12 protein-coding genes and 1 tRNA gene are annotated in these 15,636 nt (G+C 63.0%); 1 reads left to right on the forward strand and 12 read right to left on the reverse strand.

Translation table 11 applies throughout. The features are described from left to right. Window positions 1–3: 3 nt before the first annotated feature. The 8 genes from PQR32_RS35860 to PQR32_RS35895 all read right to left on the reverse strand — a co-directional run bounded on the left by PQR32_RS35860 (window position 4) and on the right by PQR32_RS35895 (window position 8,664). Window positions 4–1,107, reverse strand: coding sequence for an ABC transporter ATP-binding protein (locus PQR32_RS35860; protein WP_408238731.1), 1,104 nt, complete (start codon window positions 1,105–1,107; stop codon window positions 4–6). Window positions 1,108–1,173: 66 nt separating this feature from the next. Then, window positions 1,174–1,986 carry an SDR family NAD(P)-dependent oxidoreductase gene (locus tag PQR32_RS35865; protein ID WP_408238734.1) on the reverse strand — a complete coding sequence of 271 codons (813 nt, stop codon included), beginning with the start codon at window positions 1,984–1,986 and terminating at the stop codon, window positions 1,174–1,176. Then, window positions 1,983–2,825, reverse strand: coding sequence for a carbohydrate ABC transporter permease (locus PQR32_RS35870; RefSeq protein WP_408238737.1), 843 nt, complete (start codon window positions 2,823–2,825; stop codon window positions 1,983–1,985). Before PQR32_RS35870 ends, PQR32_RS35865 begins: the two co-directional genes overlap by 4 nt. Further along, window positions 2,825–3,757, reverse strand: coding sequence for a carbohydrate ABC transporter permease (locus PQR32_RS35875; protein WP_408238740.1), 933 nt, complete (start codon window positions 3,755–3,757; stop codon window positions 2,825–2,827). The genes PQR32_RS35870 and PQR32_RS35875 overlap by 1 nt, the downstream gene beginning before the upstream one ends. A gap of 1 nt (window position 3,758) precedes the next feature. Beyond that, window positions 3,759–5,039 (reverse strand): ABC transporter substrate-binding protein, encoded by a 1,281-nt coding sequence (locus PQR32_RS35880; protein WP_408238743.1) that lies wholly within the window; start codon window positions 5,037–5,039, stop codon window positions 3,759–3,761. A 75-nt stretch (window positions 5,040–5,114) separates the two neighbouring features. Then, window positions 5,115–6,140, reverse strand: a complete 1,026-nt coding sequence (locus tag PQR32_RS35885) for a porin (protein ID WP_408238746.1) — start codon at window positions 6,138–6,140, stop codon at window positions 5,115–5,117. Window positions 6,141–6,521: 381 nt separating this feature from the next. Then, window positions 6,522–8,228: an SMP-30/gluconolactonase/LRE family protein gene (locus PQR32_RS35890; RefSeq protein ID WP_408238749.1), complete on the reverse strand. Its 1,707-nt coding sequence runs from the start codon at window positions 8,226–8,228 to the stop codon at window positions 6,522–6,524. 196 nt (window positions 8,229–8,424) lie between these two features. Beyond that, window positions 8,425–8,664, reverse strand: a complete 240-nt coding sequence (locus PQR32_RS35895; protein ID WP_408238751.1) for a hypothetical protein — start codon at window positions 8,662–8,664, stop codon at window positions 8,425–8,427. Between PQR32_RS35895 and PQR32_RS35900 the strand changes: the two genes are divergently transcribed. Further along, entirely contained in the window at window positions 8,654–10,252 is a 1,599-nt protein-coding gene (locus tag PQR32_RS35900; RefSeq protein WP_408238754.1) for an SMP-30/gluconolactonase/LRE family protein, read from the forward strand. The genes PQR32_RS35895 and PQR32_RS35900 overlap by 11 nt on opposite strands. 124 nt (window positions 10,253–10,376) lie before the next feature. Here PQR32_RS35900 and PQR32_RS35905 read toward each other — a convergent pair. The 4 genes from PQR32_RS35905 to acs form a co-directional block, all read right to left on the reverse strand. Beyond that, a tRNA-Ser gene (locus PQR32_RS35905) sits at window positions 10,377–10,467 on the reverse strand. A 60-nt stretch (window positions 10,468–10,527) separates the two neighbouring features. Further along, entirely contained in the window at window positions 10,528–12,546 is a 2,019-nt protein-coding gene (locus tag PQR32_RS35910; protein WP_408238757.1) for a sodium:solute symporter family protein, read from the reverse strand. A gap of 4 nt (window positions 12,547–12,550) precedes the next feature. Further along, on the reverse strand, window positions 12,551–12,919 hold the full coding sequence (locus PQR32_RS35915; RefSeq protein ID WP_408238760.1) for a DUF4212 domain-containing protein: 369 nt from the start codon (window positions 12,917–12,919) through the stop codon (window positions 12,551–12,553). 148 nt (window positions 12,920–13,067) lie between these two features. Next, a complete protein-coding gene (gene acs, locus PQR32_RS35920; RefSeq protein ID WP_408238763.1) occupies window positions 13,068–15,050 on the reverse strand; it encodes an acetate--CoA ligase in 1,983 nt (660 codons plus the stop codon). Window positions 15,051–15,636: the final 586 nt, after the last annotated feature.

Here is a 15,636-nt window from a genome sequence, read left to right on the forward strand (position 1 = left end):
GTCTCAGACCCGCAGTGCTTGGGCTTCGGCAACAGGAATGCGCAAACCGGCCGAGTTGAAGAGATGCGCCTGTTGCGCGGGAATGGACAAGCCGATGTTCTCACCGGCCCGAACGGGCGAATCGCCTGCCGTCTTGACCAGCACCATCGCCGATTCCACCAGCGCATGCACGTAGGTCTCGCCGCCCAGCCGCTCGGCCAGCACGACACGGCCGCGCAAATGGCCGTTGTGCGGATCGACCAGTTCGAGATGCTCGGGACGCACGCCGAGCGTGATCGACCTGTCGGCTGGCAAGCGCACGTCGCCGGCGAACGACAGCTTCGCACCGCCCGGCAGCGCGACGTCCAGCGCGGCGCCGCGTCCACCCATTGCGCCCACGTCGATAAAATTCATCTTCGGCGAGCCGATGAAACCAGCGACAAAGCGATTGGCCGGACGCGTGTACAACTGCAGCGGCGAACCGATCTGTTCGATCTTGCCGTCGCGCAGCACGACGATCTTGTCCGCGAGTGTCATCGCTTCGATCTGATCGTGCGTCACGTAGATAAACGTGGTGCCGAGCTGCGACTTGATCTTCGAGAGTTCGACGCGCATCTCCACGCGCAGCGCCGCATCCAGATTCGACAGCGGCTCATCGAAGAGAAACAGCTTGGGATCGCGCACGATCGCGCGTCCGATCGCCACGCGCTGGCGCTGGCCGCCCGACAGGTCTTTCGGGCGACGGCTCATGAGGTGCTCGATTTTCAGCGTCTGCGCAGCGCGTTCGACAGCCGCGTCGATCTGCGTCTGCGGCACACTCGCCATCCTGAGGCCAAAGCCCATGTTCTGCGCGACGGTCATGTGCGGATATAGCGCATAGGACTGGAACACCATGGCAATGCCGCGGCGTGCCGGTTGCGCGTTCGTGACGTCGATGCCGCCAATCGAAATCGTCCCTTCACTGCACTCCTCCAGGCCGGCAATCAGCCTGAGCAGCGTGGACTTGCCGCAACCCGACGGCCCGACGAACACGCAGAACTCGCCGTCGTCGATTTTCAGGTCGACGCCGTGAATCACGGTTGCAGGGCCAAAGCTCTTGCGCACCCCTTTCAGCTCAACTTGAGCCATTTGTAGTCTCCTTCATGAATGTTGTCCTCGATGGATCGCGCCGATGCAATCGCTGCGTTCGCAACGTCATGCGTCCGGCAGCACGATCGGTGGACGGCCCCACCAACCGCGAATCCGCGTCGAAAGCACTGCGCTCGCGGCGAGCGAGGTCAGGCCGCCGTCCACGGCGAGGTCCACGCCCGTGATGAACGATGCTTCGTCCGACGCGAGGAACAGCACCGCGTTGGCGACATCGTCGGGCTCGCCAACCCGGCCTACCGGGTAACACTCTCGGTTCAGGCGCATGTCGCGCTCCGTCACGCCTTGCATCGTGCGTTCGGTCGCAATGAACGCGGGCGACACCGCATTGCAACGAATGCCCTGCGTTCCGTACTCGATCGCGATCTGCTTGCTGAGCGCGGCGACGCCGCCTTTAGCCGCCGTGTAGGCAGCGAGGCCCGGATTGGCGACGAGATGATTGATCGACGCCAGGTTCACGATCGAGCCACCGCTGTGGCGCAGCATGTGCGGAATCGCTGCACGGCAGAAGCGGAATGTCGAACCGAGTGCCGAATCGATCGTCGCGGCCCAGTCCTCGTCCGTGCAATCGACAACATTGCGCTCGGTGTAGCGCACCGCGTTGTTCACCAGCACATGCAATCCACCGAAGCGAGTCAGTGCCTGCTGCACGGCATCGTCCACCGTCGATTGCGAATGAGCGTCGGCGCAGATCAGATGCACCTGCTGTTCGGGCAATCCCTCGATCGACGCTTCACCGGCCTCACGCGACCATTCGACGGCGACCACGCGTGCGCCTTCCTTGACGAATCGCCGCAGCACCGCGCGGCCGATGCCCTGCCCTGTACCCGTAACGATGGCAACCTTGTCTGCGAGTCTCATGATTTGACTGCTCCTGCCGTGAGCCCCTGAATGAAGAAGCGTTGAAGAAACGCGAAGCCGATCACCACCGGCAACGAGCTGACGATCGAGGCCGCCATCGCGCCGCCCCAGTCGCTCTTGCCCTCGCCCATGTAGCCGAGGAGCAGGCCCGGACCGACCGTGCGCAACTCAGGCGACGTGATCAGCGTCAGCGAGAACAGCAGGTCGTTCCATGCCCACATGAACGAATACAGTCCCACGGTGACGAGCGCGGGCATCGCGAGCGGCAGCACGATGCGATGCAGGATGTAGAGTTCGCTCGCGCCGTCGGTGCGCGCCGCTTCGATGATTTCGTTCGGAATGTTGACGAAGTAGCTGTACAACATGTACGTGCCGCTCGGCAGCGCCAGCACGATGTACGCGATGATCAGGCCGATCCGTGTGTTGAGCAGCCCGAACGCCTGCAAGATCGGATAAAGACTGACCAGCAGCATCGCGAACGGAAACATCTGCGCCGAGAGCATCAGCACCATCAGCGCCTTGCGTCCGCGATAACGGAACTTCGCGAAGCTGTAGGCCGCGTAAGTCGCCAGCGTGACGGTGAGCAGCGCGCCGCCGCCCGCCGTCAACAGACTATTGCGCAGATATCCGACCATCTCGCCTTGCGCAAACAGCTTGCGATAGTTTTCAAAAGTCGGCACGTGCGGCCAGAACGATGGAAACTGCACGAAGACTTCGCCTTGCGGCTTGATCGAAGTCATCACCATCCAGACGATCGGCAGAAATAGAAACGCCGCGATTACCACGAATGCCGCGACGAAAGTCGTCTTGGCTGGTCCGGTTCGAAGATTGAGCAGCATCAGGACTCCCGCTTGAACAGCGCACGCAGATAAAACACCGTAGGCACGGCAATCAGCACGAACCACAGGACGCCGACCGCGCACGCCATGCCCATGTCCCAGTTCTCGAACGCCTGTTTGTAGACCTCGACGGAAAGCATCGTGGTGGCGCCAACCGGTCCGCCTTGTGTCAACGCGTAAATCACGTCGAACGCCTGCAGGTTGCCCATCGTGCCGAGAATCATCACGATGATGATGGTGGGCGCGAGATGCGGCAGCACGACGTGCCGCAACACGCCGAGGTTCTGACAGCCATCGACGCGCGCGGCATCGACCTGGTCCTGCGACACGCTTTGCAATCCGGCAAGAAAAAACGCCATGAAGAGCGGCACGGAAAGCCATACCTTCGTGATGACGACGCAGGCCATCGCACCGTGGCGCTCTGCCAGCCACGTGATCGGCTCGGTTATCAATCCCGTCGAAAGCAGGATTGCATTGAGCACGCCGTACTGGCCGTTGAAGATCCACGCCGCGAGGAAAGCGGTCACCGTCGAAGGCAGCACCCACGGCAACAGCGACGCCGCGCGTACCAACGCCCGCCCCTTGAACGCCTGGTTCATCATCAGCGCCCATGCGAGCGAGATCACCATCGTCACGCAGGTCGCGCTGGCCACGAACAACAGCGTGTTCAGACAGACGTTGACGATGGTCGGATCACGAAACAGCTTGACGAAGTTCTCGAAGCCGACGAATTGCGGCTCCGGCGTATCGATCGTGTACCTGAACAGCGCTAGCTTCAGGGACTTCACGAACGGAATCAGGATGACCACGACAAACGCCGCCAGCGCGGGGAGCGCAAGCGCCACGCCGACCCGGCGCTCGTGCTGCTTGAGCGTCGAATGGCGACGCGCTTCGCGCGGCGGATCCGCGGACGCGATGGATGAATCACTCATGTCAGAACCTCGAAATACCCGCTGTCTGTTCCTGCAAGCGTTTGCTCATGCTGTCGATCGCCTCCTGCGGCGACTTCTGGGCGAGCACCGCGGCCTGCACTTCTTCGCCGATCACCGTGGTGAGCTGAGCCGAATTCGGCCAGAACGAAGTCTCGTCGCGCGTGGCGCTGCGTGCCGCCTTCGACCAGACCGACACGTACGGATCGGATGCCAGCTTCTCGAGCGCGCTGTTGGTGACGGGAAACAGCCCGATATCCTTGTAGATGCGCAATTGCGAGTCGTCGTTGAGCGCGAGATACGCGAGCAGCTTCGCTTGCGGCGAGTTCGCGTCGATCTTCTGCTTGCCGTCGCTGAAGATGCTGAGCAGATGCCCCCAGGCGAGCGAGCGCGGCACATCGCCCGCGTGCAGCACTGGTGTGGGCATGGCAATGACGAGCGCGTCGAATTTGTCGCCGATGCTCGAATTGCTGCGGGCGAAGCCACGCGCGAGCGGCGCATCGTTATAGAAGCCGGTCTGGTACTGGGCGAACATGCGGCGCGCGTCCGGCCGGTCGACGTCTTTCGCAGCCAGTCCGTCCTTGACGAGGCCGGCCATGAAGCTGAGCGCTTTCACGCCTGCCGGGCTGTTCACCGCAACCTTGCCGCTGGTGTCGAACAGGTGGCCGCCGAACGTCCATAGCCATACCTGGAAGTCAGGGCTCAACGCGTTGTTGTTCTTCGTGGCCATTGCGTACGGCACGGCGCTGGGGTTCGCTTTCTTGATCGCCTTGAGTGCGCTCAAAAATTCGTCCACCGATGCGGGCGGCGTCGAAAGGCCCACGCTCTGCAGCACTTTCGCGTTCGCGACCATGCCGATCGATCCAGCCGACCACGGCAGTCCCATCTGCTTGCCATGGTAATTGCCGAGTTCCAGCACGCCCTTGCTGATGCGGCTACGTAACTGTGCCGCGCCGAACACGGTATCGATATCGACGAGGCGGTTCGTTGCCGCGAATTGCGGCACCCAGCGTTCGTTCAGCTGCACGACGTCCATTGGCTGCCCCGAGCGCAAACGCAGCAGCACGTTCTGCTGCATCTGCGCCCACGGGTAGCCGACCGTGTCGAGCGATACGCCCGCGCTCTGGCGATAGCCGTTGAACAGCGCGGCCAGCGTCGGCCTGCTGGCGGCCTCTTCTTGCGACCAGCCGACATACGTGATCCCGCGGGTTTGCGCCTTCACCCCCGCCGCCGTGAATCCCGATGCGACCGCTACCGCACCGATGAATTGTCTACGTGATATCAAATTGCCTCCTGAATATGGATTCGTAGCATGTCGGCAGCGCCGATCCCTGATGGCGCTGCGCCGCACGTGCGCCGGTCAAAATACCTGCTTCAGGCCCACCGTAAAGCCAGTTCCGCTCGACGACGTGCCCGTCGGCTGCCAGCCATTGACGCCTGTCGTGGTGCCCGTGCGGTACGCGTATTTACCGGCATTGGCGTCGTAAATGGCATCGGCGTAAACCGAGGTGCGCTTCGAAAGGAAATAGACGTAGCCCAACACACTGCGGCTCTGGATCGTGTGCCCATACGCGGTGGTGTGCGAGAACGTGCTGCGGACCATGCCGTACACACCCGTCGGGATTGCGATGCCCACCATCTGGTTATGCATGACCTGCTGGAAAGTGTTCTGGCCGAAGCCGTAGCCGGCGTAGAGCCGCGCGAGGCCGAAATCGTATTGGCCGGCCGCATAGGCCCAGTGCGCGTTGTAGTTCTGCGGGCGAATCCACGACGCACCCAGCTTCAACTGCTTGTCCTCGTAGACCAGCGACGCCGAATACGGAATGCTGCCGTCGCCTCCCTGGATGGCGCTGTCGCGTGCGGCCACCATCGCGCGCAGCGTCAGGTTGGCCCACGTGTAGACGTAGTTGGCCGAGTTATTGGTCCGCACCGTATCGATCTGGCCCGGGCCGCCGTTCGCCTGCGAGATACCGCCTCGCGCGCCGTACCCAGCGGCGACGCCGTCCTGGCCAAACGGATCGGAACTCGATTCCACGTAGTGGCTCGCGTTCACGTCGCGTCCCACCACGAAATGACCGAACCACCCTTCCAGTCCGACAGTCGAGCGGCCGCTGAAGAACGAACTGGAGTTGTAGAAGGTGCCGTCATTCGGATTGAACTGCTGCTCCAGCCAGAAGACCGCGCGATAGCCGCCGCCGAGGTCCTCCGTGCCCTTCAAACCCCAGCGGCTCGTCGCGCCGGTGTTTTCACGTATCGCCGTGCTGCCGTCGTACTTGCCTACTTCCAGATCGACAATTCCGTACATCGTCAGGCTCGATTGGGCCATTGCGGACGATGCCCCCAACGCTGCCGTCGCCATGACGAGCAACTGATGTTTTGCTTTCATTCTGGCTGGTCTCCTCCTGGTTGAATGTTCCATCCATCGGAACAACATGGAGCGCAGTCTACCATTGAATGGGACAAATGAAAGAGGGACGTAGCCAGGGATGTCCCGTACATAAGCCGCACGAAAAGGGTCGGCGACCGCAACGAAATGAAGACGCACTCAGTCGTGGTGCGGCTCTGCGCCGTTTCGGCACGACTTGCACCGTAGTGTAACGATGCAGACTTAGGGGAGATTTAGCGATGAATTTCCCGTTCAATGGAACTCACACGGCGAAAGCGCGTGAGAACCATCAACGAAATCCCAAGGGGGAAGGAGAATGCCCGATCGGGCGGCAAGGACGTGTGCGCCGGCTGGCGGCGCAATCGGATAAAAAACGGACGCTCAGCCCGCGAACATCGCTTCGGGCAATCCCCGTACACCAGGGATTTCCATTGCGAACAGCGATCCCGACAGCGGCGCCTCGGCCAGCGCCTGTTCGCTAAGGCGCACGGAGGCGCTCGTGACATACAGCGTGTCGAGGTTCGGGCCGCCGAAGCAGCAACTGGTCGGCCGCGGCACCGGCATGCGGATGCGCTGGATTTCGCGCCCGTCCGGCGCATATCGGACGACATGCCATGCGTCCCACATCGCGATCCAGATGCAACCCTCGTCGTCGACGGTGAGGCCGTCCGCGCGCCCTTCGGTGGGCGCAAATTCAATGAGCGTGCGCCGGTTCGCGATGGATCCCGACATCAGGTCGAACTCGTATTCGTAGAGCGCGCGGCGGTGGGTATCGACAAAGTACATGCGCGAGTCGTCCGGGCTCCAGCCAAGGCCGTTAGGCACCGTAAAGCCCGTGTCCATCTTGCGCCACGAGCCGTCCGCCTCGACGCGAAACAGACTGCCACGATTGAGCGCCGTCGCCATATCCATCGACGCGATCCAGAGGCGCCCGCGGCGGTCGCACTTGCCGTCGTTGAAGCGGTTCGCGGGACGTTCCGCCTCGGGGTGGCTCAACGGCGTCATGCGCCGCGTGGCCGGGTCGAAATTCATCAGGCCGCCTGGCGTCGCGAGCAGCAGGCCGCCCGTGGACCTGGGAATCGCGACGCTCGCCATCGAGCCCAGCCGCACTTCCGAGGTCGAACCGTCCGCGGCGTGGTAGGTATGGACCGAAGGCATCAGGATGTCGACCCAGTAAAGCGCGTTGTCGCGCGGCGACCAGATCGGCCCTTCGCCCAGCAGCGCCTGGGCCCGCGTGACACAACGCACCTCGACGGTGGACGCCTGTTTCGGCTGCTCGCGCGGTACGATCGACATGGCCGCACCGGCAGCCGAATGCGAAATGCCACGCGCCGCACCGATCAGCGTCGAACTCAGGCCATGCAGACGCTCCGCTTTCAGGCGTGTGACGTCGCCCGTCACCGAGACCGCGCCGATCGGCCGCCCTTCGTAGTCGAAGATCGGCGCCGCGACCGACACGCTCGGCGCGCGCCATTCGCCTTCTTCGAGCGCATAGCCCCGGGCGCGCGCGAGATCGAGGTCGTCGCGCAGCGCGGCCGTCGTGGTCAACGTGCGGTCGGTGAAGCGCCGCATGTCGAGCCGCTCGATCAGCCTGGCCGACTGCGCCGGATCGAGATTGGCGACGATCGCCTTGCCCGCTGCCGTCGCATGCACCGGCAACGGCATACCCACGCTCGACGTGCGCGTCATGTCGTGCGCCGCGTCGGCACTGGCGACCACCACCACTTCGTCTCCATTCAGGACCGCCAGTTGCACGGTCTCGCCCAGCGAGTCGCGCAGCGCGGCGAGCGTATCCTGCGCGGCCACGCGCAAGTCGAAGTCGCTCCAGACCTTGTGGGCCATTTCGAGCAGCCGCAAGCCGAGCTGAAATTTCTTGGTGTACGCGTCGTAGCGCAACAACCCTTCGTGGACGAGCGTCTGGGTGAGACGATGCAGCGTGGATTTCGGCAACGCGGACGCGCGCTGCAGGTCGGTAAAGCTCATTGGCGCGCGCTTGGCCGACACGATGTTCAACAGCGCCAGTGCCTTGTCGAGCACACCCAGGCCGGCGGAACCGGGGACTTCAGAGGCGGGTTTGTCTTTGAGCATGGTCGGGAGCGTTATGGCGACGGAAGAACACCGGTATTTGCTGGGAGCGGATGCTATCAGACTACTGCGAGCACCGTCATGCGGTCGCCGCCGTCATTTCCGTTAAATGAAACAGGCTGCTTTTTCAATCGATTCGGCGTGTTCGCGACCGACATCAGTTCCATTCAATAGAACAAACGGTGTGCGAAACCGGCTTTCAGCGTACAATGCCGATCGAGACCTTTTCCATTCGAAGCAGATCCGACAACTTGAACACCGTGAGAGAAAAACTGCCGGCCGCGCCCCGCGCGGCCACACAAGCAGCACCGAAGCGGGCGGATGCCGCGGCGTCCGCCGTCGTTGCTGCCGAAAAAGGCGCGGGTGGGATCGGCGTGCTCGAAAAGGCGATGGCCCTGCTGAACATCGTGTCGAAGGCGCCGGCGCCGATGACATTCACCCAGCTCCTGCACGCGTGCGGCATGCCGCGCGCCACGCTGCACCGCATTCTCGCCACGTTGCAACGGGAAGGATTGCTACAGCACGACGCGGGCAGCAAGACCTTTCGCCTCGGCCTGCGTTTTCTCGAGCTGGCGCACGAGGTATGGAGCGACTTCGACTTGCGGGTTGCCGCCCAGGACGAACTCCTGCTGTTGCGCGATCAGGTTGGCGAGGCCGTCCATCTGGTCGTACTCGAAGGACACAGCGCCGTCGTGATCGCCGGAGAACAGGCGCGCCAGTCGGCGCGGCTCTCGCCGGGCGTCGGCGAACGTCTGCCGCTGCACGCGAGCGCGGTCGGCAAGGCCGTGATGGCGTGGCTGGACCCAAGCCAGCAGCAACATCTGCTGGAATCGATCGGGTTGCCGTCGCTCGGTCCGCGCACCATCACGTCGGTCGGCGCGCTGAAGAGCGAGCTCGATCTGACGCGCGCGCGTGGCTATGCGCTGGCCATCTGTGAGAGTTCCGCGGATACCGTGGCATTGGCCGCGCCCATATTCGATTTTGAAGAGCGGCCCATCGGCGCGCTCGCGATCTCCGGCACGCTGGCGGAACTGGACGAGACGCGCGCGCATGGTTTGTCGGCGGCCGTCATCGGCGCCGCGCGGAAAATTTCACACAATGCAGGCGGCCGCTCGATGTCGATCTCAGCCAAGGGACAGCCGGAAACGCAGTCGAACGCCGAGGTCCGCTGCGTCAGCCAGATTCCGTCGCTTCTTGGCGAAGGTCCGCTCTGGTCGCCGCGTGACGAGGCGCTGTACTGGGTCGACATCCTGACTCCCGCGATACACCGCTTCGACGTGGCGACGGGCATCGATACCGAAACGAAGCTTGGCTCGATGGTCAGCCTCGCTATTCCGAAGGCGACAGGCGGACTGCTGATCGCGACGCCCAACGGCCTGATGACCATCGACGACAGCGGCACGCTCACGCGCCTGTCTCACCCGGAGGCCGACCGGCCTGGCAATCGCTACAACGACGGCAAATGCGACCGCATGGGCCGCCTGTGGGTGGGCACCATGGACATGGGCGCGACGCCGAACCGCGGCAACCTGTTCAAGGTCGAGCCCGACGGCTCATGGCTCAAAATGGACACCGGCTTCACCGTGGCGAACGGTCTCGGCTGGAGCCCGGACAATACGCGCATGTATTTCACCGATTCGCACCGCAAGCTCGTGTTCCAGTACGACTTCGATTTCATCAACGGCACGATCGACAATCGCCAGCCGCTGATCTCGTTCGACGCGTCGGCCGGTTCGCCCGACGGGCTCACCGTGGATGCCGAAGGCTGCCTGTGGGTCGCGATGTGGGACGAGTGGTGCATTGCCCGTTTCGACCCGGAAGGCCAGGAGATGACGCGTGTCCGCATGCCGGTGCCGCGTCCGACCAGCTGCTGCTTCGGCGGTCCGAACCTCGACATCCTTTATGTCACGAGCGCGCGTGTGCGGCTCGCGCAAGACGTGCTCAAGAGCGCCCCGCTTTCGGGCTCGCTGTTTGCCGTTCAGATTCCTGGTGTGCGCGGACTACCCGAGACTATTTTTGCGGGTTGAAACATCGGGGCTTACCGGCGAAGGCCGGAATGCGGGGGGCCTTTGCGATGAAATTTTTACCGCACAGGGCCAGTTTTATGGCGCAGCGCTGAATTTCGAATGAGGCAAAGGCTTGTTGGAAGGGTGGCGGAGAGACGGGGATTCGAACCCCGGATAGGTTATTAACCTATACACGCTTTCCAGGCGTGCGACTTAAACCGCTCATCCATCTCTCCGGCGGGGAGCCGAATTATAGCAAACTTCGCGCCCCGCGCCAGACCCACGCGCAAACCGGTCTAAGGATGCCGGATATAGTCCACCAACGCCCGCGTGTAAGCGTCCGGTTTACGATCGACCAGACTCACACCGATCGCCACCAGAAACCCCGCCGGCACGCCGAATACGCCGGAGCTAATCGGCTCGATCCCGAACCACCGTGCGCCGGCGAAGCCCGTCATCTGCGTGAAAAATGGATACGTGGAGACGATGTAATAGATGCACACCACCAGCCCCGCCACCATGCCCGCCACCGCCCCGAGGCGCGTGGTGCGCTTCCAGAACACGCCAAGCACCAGCACCGGAAACAGGCTCGACGCCGCCAGCGAAAATGCCGCACCCACCAGAAACAGAATGTTCCCCGTATTCAGCGACGCCACATACGACGCAAACAGCGCCACCCCCAGCAACAGAATCTTCGAGATCGTCACGCGCCGCTGGCTCGACGCGTTCGGATCGACCATGTGGTAGTACACATCGTGCGACAAGGCATTGGCGATGGTGAGCAGCAAACCGTCCGCGGTAGAGAGCGCCGCGGCCAGCGCGCCCGCCGCGATCAGCCCCGACATCACATACGGCAGCCCTGCGATCTCCGGTGCGGCAAGCACGACCATGTCGGGCTGCATCTGGATCTCGCTCCAACGCACGATGCCGTCGCCGTTCGTATCGGCGAGACTGATCAGGCTCGGCTCCACCTTGCGCCATTGCATGAGCCACTGCGGCAAGTCGGCGAAGTGATGGCCGACCAGGTTGGTCAATATCTCGTACTTGATCAGCACCGCCAGCACCGGCACCGTCAGATAGAACAGCGCGACGAAAAAGAGCGTCCATCCGACGGAGCGTCGCGCCGAGGCCACCGAGGTGGTCGTGTTATAGCGCGTCAGGATATGCGGCAGACTCGCCGTGCCGAGTGACAGGCACAGCAGCAGCGAAAGAAAATTGCGTTCGTGGGTGCGCCGGTCTTCATCGCTCACGGCGGGGAACGGCTCATGCATCGGCACCGGTGCGGCGGCGCGCATCAGCATTTCATCGCGTCGCTGGGTCCAGACGATCTGCGCGGCGGCGGCATCGCGCGGAAATTGTTCGAGCGCCCGCTCGCGCTCGTTGATCTCGCGCAGCGGGCCGTTATGGCGGCGTAGATCGGCGACTTCCTGCGTGAGACGCAGCTTCTCGTCGACGAACGATTGCGGCAACGTGTCGAGCCGCGTCTGCATCAACGCGGCACGGCGCCGATAATCGTCGCGCACGGTCTGTTCGAGTGGCGCGTCTCGCACCTGCTTCTCGAGGCCTTCGACACGCTCCATCAAGCGGCCGTAGTTGAATTGCGGCACCCAGCCGAGGCCGTCCTTGTGCGCGATCATCGAGACGGGAATCAGAATCGCCGCGATCAGGATGATGTACTGCGCGACCTGCGTCCACGTCACGGCGCGCATGCCGCCGAGAAACGAACACACCAGAATGCCCGCGAGTCCGCAGAAGATGCCGACGGCGAAATCCACGCCGATAAAGCGCGTCGCAATCAGACCGACACCCTGGATCTGCGCGACCAGATAAACGAACGAGCACAGGACCGCCGCCAGCGCCGCGAGGCCGCGCACGGCGTTGCTCGAAAAGCGCGTGCCGAGAAAATCGGGAATCGTGTAGCGCGCGAGCTTGCGCACATACGGCGCGAGCAGGAACGCGACGAGGCAGTAGCCGCCAGTCCAGCCCATCAGATACGCAAGACCGTCATATCCGGTCGCATAGATCGACCCGGCAAGGCCGATGAACGAGGCCGCCGAAAGCCAGTCGGCCGCCGTCGCCATGCCGTTGAAGGCGGACGGCACGCGCCGCCCCGCCACGTAGTATTCGACGAGGTCGGAAGTCCGCGACAGCAGACCGATCACCGCATACACGGCGATCGGCACGAACAGGAACACATAGCCGATCCACACACCGGGACCGGTGGTGCGCTCGATGCGCCACATCACGTAGATGAAAAGCAGAAAGCCGAGCGTGTAAAGGGCGTAGGAGCGGATCAGCCGGTTCGTGAGTTTCATCGGCTCAGTTTCCGCGCGCGTTGAGCGCGTCGGCACCGGCGCTAGTGTCCGCTTCCAAAGCGCGTTGCAGCCGGCGGTCAGCGCGCTGCATCAGCACGATATACACGACGATGAGTGCCAGATAGATCAGGATCGCGCCCTGCGCGCCGAAATAGAACGGCAACCTGAAGCCGCCGACCCGCACCTGAGCGAGAGCCGGCGCCATCAACGGCAGGACGAACGACACCATGAAGCCCAAGGTCATCAACGTCGCAATCAACGCGAGGTTGAAACGCCAGTACTTTTGATGCGCGCGCGCCATCGTTGCCGAGACCGCGGGCGGTTCGGGCGGCGGATTGAGCGTAGCGTGTGAGGAGTGGTGCGGCGCGGCCATGCGCCTATGTATCAAAAAGCCACCGGACAGGCAATCGGGATTGACCGCGCGGTGGCTTCAACAACGTGGCATCAGGTCCAACGATCTGCGTCGGAGCAAGAGCGTATCGTTCGACACGCCCTTGCCGTTCACACGGACAAACCCAGGCTCAGAGCGACTCGCCGAGCTGATCGAGAATCGCCGGGTTCTCCAGCGTCGACACGTCCTGCGTGATTTCTTCGCCCTTCGCGAGCGAGCGCAACAGGCGGCGCATGATCTTGCCCGAACGCGTCTTCGGCAGGTTCTCACCGAAGCGGATGTCCTTCGGCTTGGCGATCGGACCGATCTCCTTGCCGACCCAGTTGCGCAGTTCGTTGGCGAGCTTCACCGCTTCCTCGCCTTCCGGACGCGCGCGTTTCAGCACGACGAACGCACACACGGCTTCGCCGGTAGTCGCATCGGGGCGTCCCACCACAGCGGCTTCCGCGACGAGCGGGTTTGACACCAGCGCCGACTCGATCTCCATCGTGCCGAGCCGGTGACCCGACACGTTGAGCACGTCGTCGATGCGGCCCATGATCGTGAAGTAGCCAGTGCCCTTGTCGCGCACCGCGCCGTCGCCTGCAAGATACAACTTGCCGCCGAGTTCTTCGGGGAAGTAGCTCTTCTTGTAGCGATCCGGATCGCCCCACACGTTGCGCAGCATCGACGGCCACGGACGCTTCACCACCAGAATACCGCCCTGCCCGTTCGGCACGTCCTGGCCGGTTTCGTCGACGACCGCGGCCATGATGCCCGGCAGCGGCAACGTACACGAACCCGGTACCAAAGGCGTGGCGCCCGGCAGCGGCGTGATCATGTGTCCGCCGGTTTCGGTTTGCCACCATGTATCGACGATCGGGCAACGGCTGCCGCCGACGTTCTCGTAATACCAGATCCACGCTTCCGGATTGATCGGCTCACCGACCGTGCCGATGATGCGCAGCGAGGACAGGTCGTAACTCTTCGGATGCACCTTCTCGTCGGCGTCCGCGGCCTTGATCAGCGAGCGGATCGCGGTCGGCGCCGTATAGAACAGGGAGACCTTGTGCTTGGCGATCATGTCCCAGAAACGGCCGGCGTTCGGATAGGTCGGCACGCCTTCGAACACGACCTGCGTGCCGCCGAGCGTCAACGGACCATACGTGATGTAGCTATGGCCGGTGATCCAGCCGATGTCGGCGGTACACCAGAATACGTCGGTGGGCTTCCAGTCGAAGGTCCACTTCAGGGTCTGCGCGGCCCACAGCAGATAGCCGCCAGTGCTGTGCTGGACGCCCTTCGGCTTACCCGTCGAACCGGATGTGTAAAGGATGAACAAAGGATGCTCAGCGCCGACCCACTCGGGCGCGCATTGATCCGATTCGGCTTGCGTGAGCTCGTGCATCCACAGATCGCGGCCTTCGTTCCAGGCGACCTTGCCGCCGGTGCGCTGATAGACGATCACGCTCGTGACTGCTTCGCAACCGCCCATCGCCAGCGCTTCGTCGGCGATGTTCTTCAGCGGCAAGGCTTTGCCGCCGCGCATCTGTTCGTCGGACGTGACGAGCGCGACCGCGCCCACGTCCACCAGCCGTTCGTTGAGCGACTTCGACGAGAAGCCGCCGAACACCACCGAATGCGTCGCGCCGATCCGCGCGCAAGCCTGCATGCCGACGATGCCTTCGATCGACATCGGCATGTAGATCACCACGCGGTCGCCCTTCTTCACGCCGCGCTTCTTCAGCGCGTTCGCGAAGCGCGACACACGTTGCAGCAGGTCCTGATAGGTGACGTTGGTGACGGTGCCGTCGTCGGCTTCGAAAATGATCGCGACGCGCTCGCCGTTGCCGGCCTCGACGTGACGGTCGATGCTGTTATACGAAGCGTTGATCTGGCCGTCTTCGAACCAGGTGTAGAACGGCGCTTTCGATTCGTCGAGCACCTTGGTGAAGGGCGTGTTCCAGCTCAGCGTCTCGCGAGCGAGGCGCCCCCAGAAACCTTCGTAATCGCGTTCCGCCTCGGCGGCGAGCGCCCGGTACGCGTCCATGCCGGAGATCGCGGCACCTGCCGCTGTTTCAGCGGAGGGAGGGAAAACACGGCGTTCGTGAAGAACCGATTCAATCGCAGACATCGACAACCCCTTGGTGAAGATGAAACGTAAAATCTGTGCCGGCGCGCCTGGGCGCGCCGTATCGTATGGCGCCTGAAAGTTGCGGCTGCTGTCTCCAACCCTCGACAACATGATCGCCCCTGCCGCACCGCACCCCATGCGCGACTGCTCGCCGACTTTCAAACACGATAAAGGCCGCAACTTACCTGCTACTTACGCGCAGCGGTACGGTGGCCGAGATGCGCTCTGGCCCGCTGCTTCTAGGTGTCAATGTTAACCGATGCAATCCGGCTGTGTCATGGCTGCATGCCTACGGCGGGATCCAGGCGTCGCTATGGCGAGGAAAATACCCAGGGTTAATCCCTGGTGGGTCGTTGTTTTCCGTAGCGATCTGCGAGCGTCAGGCCGCCGACCGGCACGGCGACATGACGCCGCTCGATTGAAATTTCGGTCGCCTTCACGGGTTCGCGGCGATACGGGTGCCCGTGGCGCGACGTGGCTGCAACCTAACAACCGCGCGCCTCTCCTTGGGCACAGGGTCGGCAAAGCCGTTCGGCGCATCTCCATTTAACTTAGGATCGGAAAATAAAATCCACACGCATGGCCA

It is taken from the genome of Paraburkholderia dipogonis, from assembly GCF_046027395.1.
Taxonomy (GTDB): domain Bacteria; phylum Pseudomonadota; class Gammaproteobacteria; order Burkholderiales; family Burkholderiaceae; genus Paraburkholderia; species Paraburkholderia dipogonis_A.